Origin of the sequence: Amycolatopsis sp. NPDC024027 (genome assembly GCF_040638975.1) — a bacterium.
Taxonomy (GTDB): Bacteria; Actinomycetota; Actinomycetes; order Mycobacteriales; family Pseudonocardiaceae; genus Amycolatopsis.
In genome coordinates, this window is record NZ_JBEZYY010000033.1 from 22865 (window position 1) to 40990 (window position 18126).

Annotated in this window: 1 protein-coding gene; it reads right to left on the minus strand. The window is 73.6% G+C overall.

Features of this window, described 5'->3' with window-relative positions; translation table 11 throughout:
* Position 1 precedes the first annotated feature (1 nt).
* A complete protein-coding gene (locus AB0F52_RS46355) occupies positions 2–18025 on the minus strand; it encodes an amino acid adenylation domain-containing protein (RefSeq protein ID WP_360185257.1) in 18024 nt (6007 codons plus the stop codon).
* Positions 18026–18126 lie beyond the last annotated feature (101 nt).

The window sequence follows — 18126 nt, forward strand, 5'->3', positions numbered from 1 at the left end:
GTTACTCCGGGTCTCGGGTCACCAGCGCGGCGAGGCCCGCCGCGGTGGGGGTACGGAAGAACTCGGCGATGGGCAGCTCGGTCCCGAGCCGTTCGGTGATCCGGTTGCGCAGGACCACCAGCAGCATCGAATGGCCGCCGAGGGTGAACAGGTCGTCGTCGGCGCCGACCGCGGCGATGTCCAGCACCTCCGCGAAGATCTCGCAGAGGGCCTTCTCGAGCGGCGTCTCCGGCGCCCGGCCGCGAGCCGCGACCTCGGGCACCGGCAGCGCCGCCCGATCGAGCTTCCCGTTGGGTGTCACGGGGAACGCGTCCAGCGCGACGATCGCCGCGGGCACCATGTACTCCGGCAGCGACCGGGCGGCGAACTCCCGCAGCCGCCCGGGATCCGCGGTCGCCGGGGTGACGTAGGCGACCAGCCGCTTGTCCCGGTCCTCGCGGACGACGACCAGGGCCTGCGCGACGTCGTCGTGGCGGGTCAGTGCCGTCTCGATCTCGCCCGGTTCGATCCGGAAACCGCGGAGCTTGACCTGGTCGTCGGTGCGGCCGAGGTACTCCAGCTGCCCGTCCGGCCGCCACCGCACGAGGTCGCCGGTGCGGTACATCCGCTCCCCCGCCGGCCCGGACGGATCGGCGACGAACCGGTCCGCGGTGAGCCCCGGCCGCCCGTGGTAGCCGCGGGCCAGCCCGGCGCCGGCCAGGTACAGCTCGCCCGGCACGCCCGCCGGCACCGGCGAAAGACCGCTGTCGAGGACGTATGCACGCGTGTTGTGCACCGGCCGCCCGACCACCGGCCGGTCGGCGTCGCCGAAGCGGCCGACCAGCGCGTCCACCGTGGCCTCGGTGGGGCCGTAGAGGTTGTACGCCGCCGTGCCCGGCGTCGACGACAACGTCTCCCACAGCGTCTGCGAAACGGCTTCGCCGCCGACACCGACCACGCCGAGGGCGCACCGGCCGTCCGAGATCACCCCGGCCGCGGCCAGCTGCGCGAAGTGCGACGGCGTGAGTTCGAGGAAGTCGAGCCCGCGTTCGCGGACCACCGCCGCCAGCCGGTCCGGGTCGCGGCGGGTGTCGTCGTCGACGACGTGCACCTCGTGCCCGTCCAGCAGCCACAGTTGCGGCTGCCAGGACGCGTCGAAGAAGAACGCCCACGCGTGCCCGACCCGCAGCCGCCGTCCCCCCGCCGCGGCGACGGCCGGGCGGTACAACGTCTCGCGGTGGCTGTGGAACAGGTTCACCAGCCCGGAGTGCGGGATGACGACCCCCTTGGGCTTGCCCGTCGAGCCGGAGGTGTAGAGCACGTACGCCGGATTTGCCGGCGACGGCGGGGTCAGCGCCGTGTCACTGTCCACAATGTCCTCGACGAACAAGGCGCCGGGAACGACCGAAGCCAGCGAACGACTCGTGAGCACCAAAGCGGCACCGGCGTCGGCGAGGATTGCCGAAATCCGGTCCACCGGCTGGTCCGGGTCGATCGGTAGGTAGGCCGCGCCCGTCTTGAACACGCCGAAGATCGCCTCGACGACCGCCGCCGACCGGGGCAGGACCAGCGCCACGACCTTCTCCGGTCCGGCCCCCTGGGAGGCCAGCCACCGGGCGAGGCGGTCGGTCCGCGCGGCGAACTCCGCGAACGTGACGCTCGAGGACGCGTCGCTCAGCGCGGTCGCGTCCGGGGTCGCCGCGACCTGGGCGGCCAGCCGGTCCACGACCGTCGGCGCCGGGAGCGTCAGCGGCGCCCCGGCACCCCAGTCGCGCAGAATCCGGTCTCGCTCACCAGGATCGAGGACGTCGATCCGGCTCAGCGGCCGGTCCGGATCGGCGACGACCGCCGCCATCACCCGGACCAGGCGCTCGGTGAGCGTCCGGGCCGTGGACTCGTCGAAGAGGTCGAGGCTGAACTCGAGGTTGCCGTCGATGCCGTCGGCCGTCTCGACCAGGTCGAACGACAGGTCGAACTTCGCCTGCCGCAGCCCGGTGTCCCGGTAGGCCGCGTCCAGCCCGAGCAGCCGTTCCGGCTCCGAACCGGAGTGGTAGACGGCGAGCATGACCTGGAACAGCGGGTGCCGGGCCAGCGACCGGGGCGGGTTGAGCAGCTCGACGAGGTGCTCGAACGGCAGGTCCTGGTGGGCGTACGCGGCCAGGTCGGCCTCGCGGACGCGGTCGAGGAGCTGCCGGAACGTCGGGTCGCCGCCGGTGTCGGTCCGCAGCACGAGGGTGTTGACGAAGAACCCGGCGAGGTCCTCCAGTGCGTGGTCCGAGCGGCCGGCCACCGGGGTCCCCAGGGGGATGTCGGTGCCCGCGCCGAGCCGGGTCAGCAGGGCGGCCAGCACCGCTTGCAGGACCATGAACGTGCTGGTGTCGCTGCGGTGGGCCAGCTCCCGGAGTCCGCTGTGGACGGAAGCGGGCACGGTGAACGGCACGGCGGCGCCGCGGCCGGTCGAGCGTGCCGGCCGCGGCCGGTCGGCCGGGAGCGCCAGCTCGTCGGGGATCCCCGCGAGGGTGTCGCGCCAGAACGCCGCCTGCCGGCCGAGGAGGCTGTCCGGGTCGTCGGCGCGGCCGAACATCTCCCGCTGCCAAAGCGTGTAGTCCGCGTACTGCACCGGCAACGGCGTCCACTGTGGACGTTCACCGCGCAGCCGGGCCGCGTACGCGGTGTCGAGGTCCCGCTTCAGCGGCGGCAGCGACCAGCCGTCGCCCGCGATGTGGTGCACCAGCAGCACGAACACGTGCCGGTCCGGCCCGGCCGAGACCAGCGTCGCCCGGATCGGGATCTCGGCGTCAAGGGTGAAGCAGTACGACGCCGCCGCGGTGACGCGCTCGTCGAGGTCGGCGGCCGTCTCGGTGACCAGCACCGGGTCGGCTCGATCGAGGATGACCTGCCGGGGCGTGCCCTGCTCCTCGACCAGGAGCGTCCGGAGCACCTCGTGCCGCGCCACGACGTCACCCAAGGCGGCTCGCAGCGCGTCGGTGTCGACCGGACCGGTCAACTCCCACGCCCAGGGGATGTTGTAGGTCGCGGACGGCCCGTCGAGGCGATCGAGGAACCACAGCCGCTGCTGGGCGAACGACAGCGGCAGGACGTCCGGCCGCTCGGCCGGGACCAGCGCCGGACGGCGGCCGCGGCCCGGGTCCAGGGCTTCGGCGAGCCGGGCCGGGGTGGGCGCGTCGAACACCGCCCGGAGCGGCACTTCGACGCCGAGGAGCGCGCGGATCCGGCTGACCAGCCGCGTCGCCAGGAGCGAGTGCCCGCCGAGGGCGAAGAACCCGTCGTCCGGGCCGACCGCCGGAACGCCGAGGACATCGGCGAAAAGTTCGCACAGCGCCTGCTCGGCCGGGGTCCGCGCGAGACGCCCGGATGCGCGCACCTCCGGGTCGGGCAAGGCCGCACGGTCGAGTTTGCCGTTGGCGTTCACCGGCAGCTCGGACAGGACGACGATCGCCGACGGCACCAGGTATTCCGGCAGCCGCGCGGCGAGCGACGCCCGCAGCGCCACCGGGTCGCCCGAGGGCGCCACGTAGGCGATCAGCCGGTTTTCCCGGGCGATCACGGCCGCGCGCGCCACCGACGCGTCGGCCGTCAGCGCGGCTTCCACCTCACCCGGCTCGACGCGGAACCCGCGGATCTTGATCTGCTGGTCGGCGCGGTCGAGGAAGTCCAGTGCCCCGTCGGCGCGGCGGCGGGCGAGGTCGCCGGTCCGGTACATCCGCTCCCCCGGCTCGAACGGCGAGGCGACGAACCGTTCGGCGGTGAGCGCCGGCCGGCCGAGGTAACCCCGCGCGAGTCCGGCGCCCGCGAGGTACAGCTCGCCGCGGACGCCCGGCGGCACCGGCCGCAACGCCGCATCGAGGACGTACGCCCGGGTGTTCGCGACCGGCCGCCCGATGGCCACCGGGCCGCAGACCTGGGCCAGGCTGTCGCCCGCAACTTCCGAACAGCCGTAGAGGTTGACCAGCTTCGCCGACGGCCAGCGGGCCGCGACCTTCTCGGCAAGGGCGGCGGAAAGCGGTTCGCCACTGGTGATCCAGGTGGTCACCGCGTCGAACGCCCCGGCCGGCGCGTCTTCGGCGAAGCTGTCGAGGAGGCTCGGGACGACGGTCAGCACCTGGGCGCCGGACTCGCGCACCAACGCGGCGAGCGCGATCGGGTCGGTGGCCGTCACGTCGTCGGCGAGGACCACCGGGTCGCCTGCCACCAGGCCGCCGAGCAGCTCGGTCGAGCCGTCGATGAACGTCAGCGCGCTCTTGGCCACGCGCACACCGGGCCCGAGCGCCGAGCGGCCCCAGTGCAGCCGGTTGGCCAGGGCTCGCTGGGTTCCGGCGACCGCCTTCGGGCGGCCGGTGGAGCCCGACGTGAAGATCACGTACGCCGGGTGGTCCGGGCCGATCGACGGCCAGGCGGGTTCCGGCCCGGTGTCCCCCGGCCGGACGAGCCGCTCCCCGAAGCCGCCCTCGGCGACGACCAGGTGCGGTGCCGCGCCGGCGAGCATCAGCTCGAGGCGCTCGGCCGGGTGGTTCAGGTCCAGGGGCAGGTACGCGGCACCGGTCTTGAGCACCGCCAGCAGCGCGACGACGAGGTCCACCGACCGCGGCAGCGCGACCGCGACCACCCGTTCCGGCCCCGCGCCCCGCGCGAGCAGCGCCCGGGCGAGGGCCGTGGCCCGCGTGTCCAGTTCGGCGTAGCTGAGCCGCTCGGCGCCGAACACCAAGGCAAGTGCGTCCGGTGTCCGCGTGACCTGGGCGGCGAACAGCCCCGCGGGCGTCTCCGCGGGCAGGGGTGTCGCCGGGTCGGCGGCGAGCTGGTCGCGCTCGGCGCGGGTGAGCAGGTCGACGGCGCCGATCCTCGTGTCCGGGTCGGCGACGACGGCGGCCAGCAGCGTCCGCAGCCGCTCCAGGATCGCCTCGACACTCGCGCGGTCGAAGACGTCGCTGTTGTACTCGGCCGTGCCGCGGATCCCGGCCTGGTGCCCGGGCCGCTCGCCGACGAAGAACGTCAGGTCGGCGCGGGCGGTGCCGGTGCGGACGGGCTCCTCCGCGACGGTGAGACCCGGCAGCGCGAGGTCGGCGACGGCGTTGTTCTGCCAGGCCAGCATCGTCTGGAACAGCGGGTGGTGGGCCAGCGACCGGACCGGGTTCAGCGCTTCGACCAAGCGCTCGAAGGGCACGTCCTGGTGGGCGTAGGCGTCGAGGCTGCGCTCGCGCACCCGGGCCACGAGGTCGCGGAACGACGGGTCACCGCCGGTGTCCACCCGCAGCACCAGGGTGTTGACGAAGAACCCGACGAGCTCGTCGAGCGCGGCGTCGGTGCGGCCGGCGATGGACGTGCCGAGCGGGATGTCGGTGCCCGCACCGAGCCGGGTGAGCACTGCGGTCAGCCCGGCGTGCACGACCATGAACACGCTCGCGCCGCAGGCGCGGGCCAGCTCGAGGAGTCCACTGTGGAGTCCGGCGTCCCAGCCGAAGGCGAACTGCTCTCCGCGGTAGGACGCTTCCGCCGGGTGCGGCCGGTCCGTGGGCAGTTCGATCCGCTCCGGCAGGCCCGCGAGGGCCTCGCGCCAATACGCCAGCTGCGGTTCGATCACCGGCTCGCCGAGGACGTCCCGCTGCCACAGCGTGTAGTCCGCGTACTGCACCGGCAACGGCGTCCACTGTGGAGCTTCCCCGGTCTGGCGGGCGGTGTAGGCCGTCGCGAGGTCGCGCCACAGCGGCGCGGTCGACCAGCCGTCCGAGGCGATGTGGTGGAACACCAGCGCCAGGACGTGCTCGCGGGCCCCGAGGCGGAGCAGCTGCGCCCGCAGCGGGATCTCCGACTCGAGCTCGAACACCGTCGCGGCCGCTTCGGACACCGCGTCGGCGAGCGTGGCCTCGGTGACCGTCCGGACCGGCAGCGGGATCGTGACGTCGCCGAGGACGAGCTGCCGGGCCTCGCCGTCGATCTCCGGGAAGACCGTGCGCAGGGCTTCGTGGCGCTCGACCACATCGGACAATGCCGTACGCAGTGCGTCGACGTCGAGGGCGCCGCTCAGCCGGACCGCCGTCGGCATGTTGTACGTCGCCGACGGGCCTTCCAGGCGGCGCAGGAACCACAGCCGCTGCTGGGCGAACGACAGCGGCAGCACGTCCGGACGCGGGTCGGCGCGCACCAGGGCGGGCCGGGCGGGCGAAGCGCCCGACGTGGCCAGCAGAGCGGCCAGCCCCGCCACCGTCGGCGTCTCGAACACCGAGCGCACCTGCAGTTCGACGCCGAACACCGCGCGCAGCCTGGCGACCAGCCGGGTGGCCATCAGCGAATGCCCGCCGAGGGCGAAGAAGTCGTCGTCGACGCCGATCGACGCCGTGTCGAGGACCTCGGCGAAGAGCCCGCAGAGGACTTCTTCGACCGGCGTCCGCGGAGCCCGGCCGGTGGTGGCCGCCTGCTTGTCGGGGTTCGGCAGGGCGCGCCGGTCCAGTTTGCCGGAAGCCAGCAGCGGGAGCCGGTCCAGCAGCACGATCGCCGACGGCACCATGTACCGCGGCAGCCGGTCGCGGGCGTGCGCCCGCAGCGCCGCCACCAGCGCACCGGTGTCCCGCTGCCCGGCCGGGTGGTTGCCCAGCGCGTCGAGGGCGGCCCGGACCGGGTGGGCGCGGTGGATCCGGGTGGGCTCGCCCGTGGTGAACACGACTTCCAGCTCGCCCGCGTGCGCGGTGAGGGTCGCGTACACGCGGTAGCCGTGCCGGCCGCCGAGGTCGTGCAGGGTCTCGGGGTCCACTCCGGACCGATCCTCCAGAGAGGACAGTGCCGTCTCGGCGTCGCCCGCGGCCAGCGCGGCGACGGCGGCGAGTTCACCGGACAGCCTGGCGTCGGACACGCCGGTCACGCGCAGCCGGGCCGGGTGCGCGGCCAGCAGCCGGTCCAGTTCGCCGACGGACTCGAAGGGCACGACCTGCTCGGCGGCCGCGGCCGGTTTCGGGGCCTTCCGCAGGACGACGTCGTAGCGGTGCCGGGTCAGCTCGTTGTGCGCGTGGCCGCGCTTGACCCACAGGTCGACGTCGCCGAAGCCGTCGAGAGCCAGAGCCGTGAAGAAGCCCGGGTCGAGGACCAGCTCGCCGTCCCGCGCGATCGCCTGGTCCACCGCGGCGACGTCGGTCCGGCCGCGGTGCAGCTCGGTCGCGGTCCGGAACGCCCGCAGCGAGCGGAGGTTCCGGATGTCGCCGAGGAAGAGCACGCCGCCCGGCCGGACGTGCGCCGCGGCCGTGCGGAGGACTTCGGCGAGGTAGCCGACGCTCGGGAAGTACTGGGCGACCGAGTTGATGATCACCGTGTCGAAGTCCGGCAGTTCGCCCAGGTCGTGGGCGGGCCGCGCGGCCAGGTGGACCTTGGCCGCGAACGGCGTCCCCGCGAGTTCCCGCCGCAGGTTGGCGATGGCCTGCTCGGACAGGTCGACGCCCCAGTACTCTTCGGCGTCCGGGGCGATCCGCGACAGGATCAGGCCGCTGCCGACCCCGATCTCCAGGACGCGCTTCGGCTGCAGCGCCCGGATCCGGTCGATCGTCGCCGCGTGCCACTCCCGCATCTCGTCCCGGGGGATCTCCGAGCCGTCGTAGCTGGAGTTCCAGCCGGTGAAGTTCTCCTCGAGCCCACCGGACGCCGCTTCGGTGAAGACGTTCTCGTGCAGCTCGCGCCACTCGCCGACGTGGTCCAGTTCCGCTTGTTCGTCCCGCCCGGCCGACGGCACGGCGTAGGCGATGAGCCGCCCGTCCCGGGCGACGACGACGGACTGCCCGACGGCCGGGTGCTCGGCCAGCACGGACTCGATTTCGCCGAGTTCGATGCGGTAGCCGCGGATCTTGACCTGGTCGTCGGCCCGGCCGAGGAACACCAGCCGCCCGTCCGGCAGCCATTTGACCAGGTCACCCGTGCGGTAGAGGCGCCCACCCGCACCGAACGGGTCCGCGACGAACCGCTCCGCGGTCAGGCCCGGCCGCCCGAGATACCCCCGCGCCAGACCGCTGCCGGCGAGGTACAGCTCCCCCACCACGCCGGGCGGGACCGGCCGCAACCCGGCGTCGAGCACGTACGCGCGGGTGCCGGGGTCGGGGATGCCGATCGGGACGATCGTCGCGTCCGCCAGCTCGGCCGGGTCGCTCTCCCCGAGCGTCGAGTTGGTGGTCGCCTCGGTCGGGCCGTAGGCGTTGAACATCCGCCGGCCCGGCGCCCAGCGGCGCACCAGCTCCGGCGACACCCGTTCGGTGCCCGCGAGCAGCACGCTGTCGCGCGGGAGGTCGAGGTCCGCCGGCATCGCGTCGAGCAGGGCGGGCGGCAGGATCATGAAGTCGACGCCGTGGGCGTGCGCGTACTCGGTCAGCGCCGGGCCCGCGACCCGCCGCTCGGCCGGGACCACGACCAGGCGCCCGCCCGAGAGCAGGCCGAGGCAGAGGTCCCAGAACGCGACGTCGAAACTCGGCGACGCGAACTGCAGCACCCGGCTGTGCGGGCCGACGCCGAAGCGTTCGACCTGGGTGGCGACCAGCTTCGCGACGCCGGAGTGCTGGAGGACGACGCCCTTCGGCCGTCCGGAGGAGCCGGACGTGTAGATCACGTACGCCGCGTTCTCCGGCGCGATCGTCACCTCGGGGTCCTCGGTGGACATTCCGGCGAGTGCCACGTCGTCCAGGAGGACCCGGGACAGAGCTGGGGGCAGCTTCGCCTCGACGTCCCGGGTCGTCACCACGCAGACCGGGGCCGCGTCGTCGACCATGTAGGCGATCCGGTCGCCCGGGTAGTCGACGTCGATCGGCAGGTACGCGGCACCGGCCTTGAGCACCGCCAGTTCGGCGATGATCATGTCCGGGGACCGCGGCACGGCCAGCGCGACGACCCGCTCCGGTCCCGCGCCGCGCTCGAGCAGCAGGTGCGCGAGCCGGTTGGCGCGGGCGTTCACCTCGGCGTAGGTCAGCTCGACGTCCTCGAACACGAGCGCGACCGCATCGGGGGCCTCGGCGACGCGGCGGGCGAACATCCCGGGGAACGTCTCGGTGCCCGCCGGCTCGAGGGACCCGGCCCATGCGGTGAGCACGCGGTCGCGCTCGTCCCCTTCGAGGAGGTCCAGGGCGCCGACCGGGCGGTCGGGTTCGGCCAAGGCTGCGCGCAGCAGCACTTCGAGACGGCGCAGAATCGCGTTCGCGCTCGGGTGGTCGAAGACGTCGGCGTTGAATTCCAGCACCCCGGCGATCCCGGCGTCGCGCTCGGTCAGCGAGATCGAGAGGTCGAACTTCGACGTGCCGGTGGTCACCGGGATCTCCGTGACGGCCAGGCCGGGCAGGGTCACCTCGGCGCGGGCGTTGTTCTGCCCGGCGATCATCACCTGGAACAGCGGGTGGTAGGACAGCGACCGCGCCGGGTTGAGCACTTCGACCAGCCGCTCGAACGGCACGTCCTGGTGGGCGTAGGCGTCGAGGTTGCGCTCGCGGACCCGGGCGAGCAGTTCCCGGAACGTCGGCTCGCCGCCGGTGTCGACGCGCAGGACCAGGGTGTTGACGAAGAAGCCGACGAGGTCGTCCAGGGCCGGGTCGGTGCGGCCGGCGATGGGCGAGCCGATCGGCACGTCGGTGCCCGCACCGAGGCGCGTGAGCAGGGCGGCGAGGGCCGCGTGCACGACCATGAACACGCTCGCGCCGCTCTCGCGGGCCAGGTCGGCCAGCCCCGCGTGGAGCCCGGCGTCCCAGGTGAAGGTGTGCAGCTCGCCGCGGAAGGTCGCGGTCGCCGGGTGCGGCCGGTCCAACGGCAGCTCGATCCGGTCCGGCAGGCCGTCGAGGGCCGTCCGCCAGTAGTCCAGCTGGCCGCTGAGCACGCTGTCCGGGTCGTCTTCGCGGCCGAGCAGATCCTGTTGCCACAGCGTGTAGTCCGCGTACTGCACCGGCAGCGTCGTCCACTGTGGAGCTTTACCGGACCGGCGGGCGGCGTAGGCCGTGGCGATGTCGCGCCACAGCGGGGCCATCGACCAGCCGTCGGAGGCGATGTGGTGGAACACCAGCGCGAAGACGTGCTCGCGGGCGCTGAGCCGCAGCAGCTCCGCGCGCACCGGCACGTGCCGCTCCAAGTCGAACGACCCGCGGACCAGCCCGGTCAGGGCCTCGTCGAGGTCCTCGACTTCACGGACGGGCAGGTCGACCTCGCCGGCCGGGAGGATGTCCTGGTAGGGCACGCCGTCCCGCTGCGGGAACCGGGTGCGCAGCGCTTCGTGCCGGGCGACCACGTCCGTCAGTGCCCGGCGCAGTGCCTCGACGTCGAGATCGCCTTCGAGACGCATGATCAGCGGGACGTTGTAGGTGGCCGACGGCCCTTCGAGGTGGTGCAGGAACCACAGCCGCTGCTGGGCGCCGGACAGCGGGACGAGGTCCGGCCTGCGCACCGGGACCAGCGGCGGGCGCGCGGCACCGCGGGCGGTGGCGAGCACCCCGGCCAGGCCCGCCGGGGTCGGCGTCTCGAAGACCGCCCGCACCTCCAGTTCGGCGTGCAGGGCGGTGCGGACGCGGGCGATCAGCCGGGTGGCCAGCAGCGAGTGCCCGCCGAGGGCGAAGAAGCTGTCGTCCGGGCCGACCCGCGGCAGGCCGAGGACGTCGGCGAACAGCGCGCACAGCTCCCGTTCGACCGGGGTGCGCGGCTCGCGGTCCGAGACCGGTGCGCTCACGTCCGGGGCCGGCAGCGCGCGGCGGTCGAGTTTGCCGTTCGCCGTCACCGGCAGCGCGTCGAGCACGACGATCGCCGACGGCACCATGTGCTCCGGCAGCCGTTCGGCGGCGAAGGTGCGCAGGTCCGCGGGCAAGGCCGTGCTCCGGCGCGAGCGCCGGGGATTGCCGGTGTAGGACAGGATCGGGTCCGGGCCGGGCCGGACCGCGCCGGCCGGGTCGCCGCTGGTGAACAGGACGTCGACCGAGCCGTCGCCGGCCGCGGACCAGGTGACGACCGCACCCAGCTCGTACCAGTCTTCGGGGTTCACGCCTTCGGTGATCCGCCCGTTGGGGACGCCTTCGACGCGCAGGCCGTCGCGAATCCGCGCGGCCACTTCATCCACAGTGGACACATCGGTGCCCCAGGTCAGCGCCTCGGCCTTGAGCGGCTCGGCAGTACCGGGGCGCAGGACGACGTCGTAGCGGTACTGGGTGAGTTCGTTGACCGCGCGGCCGCGCTTGACCCGGATGTCCGCGGCGACCCCGTCCAGGCCCGCGAAGAACTCCGGCGCTACCAGGAGCTCCTTCTCCCGCAGCAGGCGCTGTTCGACGTCACCGCCGCGGGCCTGGGCCACAGCCGTGTGGAACGCCCGGACCTGGCGCAGGTCCCGGACGTCCCCAACGAAGAGCGAGCCGCCCGGCGCCAAGAGGTCCAGGGCCTTGCGCACGACATCCAGGAGGTACGTCCCGCTCGGGAAGTACTGGACGACGGAGTTGAGCACGATGGTGTCGAAGAACTCCGGCGGCAGGCCGGTGACGTCGGCGGCGTCGCCGGTGCGCAGTTCGACCCGCCCGGCGAGCACCGGATCGGCGGCGACCCGCTCGCCCAGCGAAGCGATGACCTCGGCGGAGAAGTCCGTGCCCCAGTAGGCCTCGCAGTGCGGGGCCAGCTCGGTCAGCAGCAGGCCGCTGCCGACGCCGATTTCCAGGACCCGCCGCGGGTTCAGGTCGCGGATCCGGGTGACGATCGTGTCGCGCCACTCGCGCATCTCCGCGCGCGGGATCGGCTCGCCGGTGTAGCTGGAGGTCCAGCCCGCGAACTCGTCGCGGTCGCCCGAGTACATCGAGTCGTACAGCTCGCGCCACTCGCCGACCTGCTCGGTCTCCTCCCCGGCCGAACCGGCGGTGTCGGCGGGGACGACGTACCCGACCAGGCGGACGTCGCCGGGCCGGTCCTCGCGGGCGACGACGACGGCGTGGGCGACGTCGTCGTGGGCGGCCAGGGTCGCGGCGATCTCCCCGGGTTCGACGCGGAAGCCGCGGATCTTGATCTGCTCGTCGCCGCGGCCGAGGAACTCGAGGACGCCGTCGGGGCGGAAGCGGGCGAGGTCCCCGGTGCGGTACATCCGGGCGCCGGGCGCGCCGAAGGGGTCGGCGACGAACCGCTCGGCGGTGAGCCCGGCCCGGCCGAGGTAGCCGCGGGCGAGCTGGACGCCGGCCAGGTACAGCTCGCCGGGGGTACCCGGCGGCACCGGACGCAGGGCGGCGTCGAGGACGTAGGTGCGGGTGTTCCACACCGCACGTCCGATGGGGACGGAAGTGTCCTCCGTGGACGTCCGCCACGACGTGACGTCGACCGAGGCTTCGGTCGGGCCGTAGAGGTTGTGCAGCTCGGCGGTCAGGACTCGACCGAACTGCGCGACGGCGTCCGGGGGCAGGGCCTCACCGCTGCACAGCACCCGGCGCAGGCTCGTGCACTCCCCCGCCGCCGGCTCCTGGAGGAAGACCTGGAGCATCGACGGGACGAAGTGGACGGTCGTGATGTCCCGGTCGCGGATCAGCCGCGCGAGGTAGGCGGGGTCCTTGTGCCCGTCCGGCCGGGCGAGCACCTCGGTGGCGCCGGTGATCAGCGGCCAGAGGAACTCCCACACCGAGACGTCGAAGCTCGACGGCGTCTTCTGCAGCACGCGGTCGCCGGCGGTGAGGCCGTACTCGGCCTGCATCCACAGCAGCCGGTTCACGATCCCGGCGTGCGGGACGACCACGCCCTTCGGCCGGCCCGTCGACCCGGAGGTGTAGATGACGTACGCCGGGTTCTCCGGCCGCGGCACGACTTCCAGGGGCGCGTCCGAAACTCCGGCCAGGGTGTCCGGGTCATCCAGGAGCAGGGCGCCCGGGACGGCGGTGTCCGCGACGGCCAGCACCAGCGCCGGGTCGGCGTCTTCGAGCATGAACGCGATGCGGTCGGCCGGGTAGCCGGGGTCGAGCGGCAGGTAGGCCGCGCCCGCCTTGAGCACGGCGAGGATCGCGGTGACCAGGTGCGTCGAGCGGGGCAGCGCCAACGCGACCACGCGCTCCGGCCCGGCACCCCGCGCGGCCAGCACGCGGGCCAGGCGGTCGGAGACGGCGTCGAGCTCGGCGTAGGTGAGTTCTTCGTCCTCGAAGACCAGCGCGGGGTGGTCAGGGGTCCGCGCGACCTGAGCGGCGAACAGCTCGGGGACGGTGACCGCCGGGACGTCCTCGACGGCCCCTGACCAGGTCCGTTCGAGGCCGTCGCGCTCGGCCGGGGTGAGCACGTCGAGGGCGCCGAGGCGGCGGTCCGGGGCGGCCGCGACCTGGCGGAGCAGGGTTTCCAGGCGGTCGAGGACGCCGGTCACGGTGGCCCGGTCGAACACCTCGGCGTTGAACTCGGCCTGGCCGTGCAGGCCGTCGGCGCGCTCGGTGAAGGAGAACCAGAGATCGAACTTGGCCGTGCCGGTGCCGACGGGCCGCTCGGTCACGGTCAGGCCGGGCAGTGCGACGCCGGTGCCGGGGGTGTTCTGCCAGGCGAGCATGGTCTGGAACAGCGGGTGGTGGGCCAGCGACCGGGCCGGGTTGAGCACCTCGACCAGCCGCTCGAACGGGACGTCCTGGTGGGCGTAGGCGTCGAGGCTGCGCTCGCGCACCCGGGCCACGAGGTCGCGGAACGACGGGTCACCGCCGGTGTCCACCCGCAGCACCAGGGTGTTGACGAAGAACCCGACGAGCTCGTCGAGGGCCGGGTCGGTCCGGCCGGCGATCGGGGTGCCGATCGGGATGTCGGTGCCCGCGCCGAGCCGCGTGAGCAGCGCCGCCAGGCCCGCGTGCACGACCATGAACGGGCTGGCCCCGCACGCGAGGGCCAGGTCGGCGAGCCCGGCCTGGAGCCCGGCGTCCCAGGTGAAGGTGAAGAACCCGCCGCGGTAGGCGGAGGCCGGCGGGTGCGGCCGGTCGAGCGGCAGCGGGATCCGGTCGGGCAGGCCGTCGAGGGCTTCCCGCCAGTAGCCGAGCTGGGCGGCCTCCTCCGTGGCGAGGAGATCGCGTTGCCAGAGCGTGTAGTCCGCGTACTGCACGGGCAGCGGCGTCCACTGGGGAGCTTCGCCGCGCAGGCGCGCGCGGTAGGCGGCCGCGATGTCCCGCCACAGGGGTGACAGCGACCAGCCGTCGGCGGCGATGTGGTGCACGACCAGGACCAGCACGTGCCGCCGCGGGTCGGCGGCCAGCAGTTCCGCGCGCACCGGCACCCCGGCACCGAGGTCGAACACGCCGCGCACGAGCGCGGCCACTTCGGCGTCTACATCGGACACTTTCCGGACGGTCAGCGCCACCGTCCCTTCGGGAAGCACCCGCTGGTACGGCACGCCATCGACGACCGGGAAGACCGTCCGCAGTGCCTCGTGCCGGCCCAGGACGTCGGCGAGCGCCGAACGCAGCGCGTCGACGTCGAGCTCCCCGGCCAGCTCCATGACGAGCGGGACGTTGTAGGTCGCCGAGCCGCCTTCCAGCCCGTGCAGGAACCACAGGCGCTGCTGCGCGAACGAGAGCGGCAGCCGCTCCGGCCGCTCGGTGACGCGCACGAGCGGGCGCCGCCCGGTCTCGGTGACGGCGCCGGCGAGGAGGTCCGCGAGGGCGGCCGGCGTCGGCGCGTCGAACACCGCCCGCACCGGCACTTCGGCGCCGACGGCCGCGCGGATGCGCTGGATCAGCCGGGTGGCGAGCAGCGAGTGCCCGCCGAGCGCGAAGAAGTCGTCGTCCGGCCCGGCCTGCGGCACCCCGAGGACGTCGGCGAACATCTCGCACAGCAGCTGCTCGACGGGGTTGCGCGGCGCGCGGCCGGGCCCGGCGGTGAACCGCTCGGGGCTCGGCAGGGCCTTGCGGTCCAGCTTGCCGGAGGCGAGCACCGGCAGCTTGTCGAGGATCACGAACGCCGAAGGCACCATGTACCGCGGCAGCCGGTCCCGGACGTGCGCGCGCAGCGACGCCACCAGCGCCCCGGTCTCTCGCCGGGCCGCGGGGTTGTTGGCGTACGACCCCGGCGCGCCCGTCTGGCGCACCGGCCGGTAGGCGGAACCGTCTTCGCCCCTCGTGAAGACGGCTTCCAGCTCGCCGCCCGCGGCCGCCAAGGTGACGGCCACGTGGTAGCCGGCGCGTTCGCCGAGCCGGTGCAGGTCTTCCGGGTCGACGCCGTCCCGGCGGCCGAGCGCGGTCAGGGCGGCCCCGGCGTCACCGGTGTCCAGGGCGCGGACCGCGGCCAGTTCGCCGGCCAGCCGCGCGTCCGGGATCGCGGTGACGCGCAGCCTCTCCGGCGCCTCGGCGGACAGGAACCGTTCCACCGCACCGAGGTCGCCGAACGCGACGACCTGCTCTTCGGCCGCTTCCGGCCGCGGGGCCTTCCGCAGGACGACGTCGTAGCGGTGCCGGGTCAGCTCGTTGTGCGCGTGGCCGCGCTTGACCCACAGGTCGACGTCGCCGAAGCCGTCGAGTTCCCGGGCCAGGGCGGCGAAGAAGTCCGGGTCGAGGACCAGCTCGCCGTCCCGCGCGATCGCCTGGTCCACCGCGGCGACGTCGGTCCGGCCGCGGTGCAGCTCGACCGCGGTCCGGAAGGCCCGCAGCGAACGCAGGTTGCGGATGTCGCCGAGGAAGATGGTCCCGCCCGGGGCCAGCCGCGCGGCGGCGGTTTTCACGACTTCGGCGAGGTAGTCCGCACTCGGGAAGTACTGGGCGACGGAGTTGATGATCACCGTGTCGAAGTCCGGCAGTTCGCCGAGGTCGTGGGCGGGCCGCGCGGCGAGATGAACCTTGCCCGCCAGCTCGGGCATGGCGGCGACCTCGCGCCGGACGTTCTCGATGGCGCTCTCCGAAAGGTCGACGCCCCAATAGATTTCAGCGGCGTCCGGGGCGATCCGCGACAGGATCAGCCCGCTGCCGACACCGATCTCCAGCACCCGCTTCGGCCGGAGCGCCCGGATCCGCTCGATCGTCGCCGCGTGCCACTCCCGCATCTCGTCGAGGGGGAGCTCCGAGCCGTCGTAGCTGGAGTTCCAGCCGGCGAAGTTCTCTTCGATGCCGTGGGACCCGGCGAGCATCTCCTCGTGGACGTCGTGCCATTCGTCGACGTGGCCCTGCTCGGCCGTCCGGTCCCGGTCGGGCGCCGGCACGGCGTAGGCGATCAGCTGCCCGTCCTGCGCGACGACGACCGGCTGCCCGACGCGCGGGTGTTCGGCGAGCACCGACTCGATTTCGCCGAGCTCGATCCGGTAGCCGCGGATCTTGACCTGGTCGTCGGCCCGGCCCAGGAACACCAACCGCCCGTCCGGCAGCCACTTGACCAGGTCACCGGTCCGGTAGAGCCGGCCACCGGAGCCGAAGGGGTCGGCCACGAACCGCTCCGCCGTCAGCCCCGGCCGCCCGAGATAGCCCCGCGCCAGGCCGCTTCCCGCGAGGTACAGCTCCCCCACCACCCCGATCGGCACCGGGGCGAGGTGCGCGTCGAGGACGTACGCCCGGGTGCCGGGATCCGGCACGCCGATCGGGACGGCGGAGCCGGGAACGATCTCCGGATCGCAAAGGCCGAGCGTCGAGTTGGTCGTGGCCTCGGTCGGACCGTAGGCGTTGAACATCCGCCGCCCCGGCGCCCAGCGGCGGACCAGCTCCGGCGACACCCGTTCAGTGCCCGCCAGCAGCACGCTGTTCCGCGGCAGGTCGCAGTCCTCGGGGAACTCCGCGAGCAGCGCGGGCGGGAGGATCATGAAGTCGACACCGTGGGCGTGCGCGTATTCGGCCAGCTCGGGGCCGGGCACCCGGCGTTCGGCCGGGACGACCACCAAGCGGCCGCCGGAGAGCAGACCGAGGCACAGGTCCCAGAACGCGACGTCGAAACTCGGCGACGCGAACTGCAGCACGCGGCTGTGCGGGCCGACGCCGAACCGCTCGGACTGCGTCGCGACGAGCTTCGCGACACCCGCGTGGGAGACCACGACGCCCTTGGGGCGCCCGGTGGAGCCGGAGGTGTAGATGACGTAGGCGGCGTTGGCCGGGACGATCGCGGCGGCCGGGTCCGTCGCCGGGACGTCGTCCAGGCTCACCTCGTCCAGGAGCAGGACATCGCCGTCGAACCGATCGGCGAGTTCGCGGGTGGTGACCACGCAGACCGGGCGGGCGTCGGCGACCATGAACGCGATGCGCTCGGCCGGGTAGTCCTGGTCCAGCGGCAGGTACGCGGCGCCGGCCTTGAGCACCGCGAGTTCGGCGACGATCATGTCCACCGACCGCGGCACGGCGAGCGCGACGACCCGTTCCGGACCGGCGCCGCGGCCGACGAGGACGTGGGCGAGCCGGTTCGCGCGGGCGTCGAGCTCGGCGTAGGTGAGTTCCTCGTCTTCGAAGACCAGCGCGATCCCGTCCGGGTTTTCCCGGACCCGGGCCGCGAACAGCTCCGGCAAGGTCGACGGCGGCGTCGCCAGGTCCGTGTCGTTCCAGCCGTCCAGGATCCGGTCCAGTTCCGGCGCGGCCATCAGCGCGAGCCGGTCGACCGGCCACTGTGGACGTTCCGCCGCCTCGGCGAGGAGATGGCCCAGGTGGTCGAGCATGCGGTCCACAGTGGACTCATCGAGGACGTCGGGGCGGTAGCGCACCCCCTCGCCGGTCAGGTTCAGGTCCAGGGGCAGGCCGGTCTCGGCGCCGAAGCCGACATTGACGAGCAGCGACCCGCCGCGACCGGGCTCCGGGTCCAGCTCGGCGACCAGGTCGGCGAAGGGCACCTCGTGCCCCAGCGCCGCTTCTCGCGCCTCACGGACACGCGCGACGACGTCGGCGAATCCGGGCGAGCCGCCCAGATCCACCCGCAATGGCACCAGCGAGCCGATCCCGAGCAGGACGTCGGCCGTTCCCGCATAGCGGGACAACAGCACGGTGAACGCCGCGAGGAGCGTGAGCTCGTCGGCCTCGGGCACGGGCCGGGCGAGCGTCACCGGGGCGGCGGGCTCCGCCGGGTACGGCCGGTCGACCGGCAGCGGCAGCTCCTTCGGCGCCGAAGCGAGGCGGTCCCGCCAGAAACCGAGCCTCGACACCTGCTGCTGCACAGCGTCACCGTTGCTCACCGGTAGACCAGCCTCCCGCTGCTCACGGCACCCCGATCGGGGTGCCAACTTAGGTGACCCTAACAAACGGATGGTGAGGATGC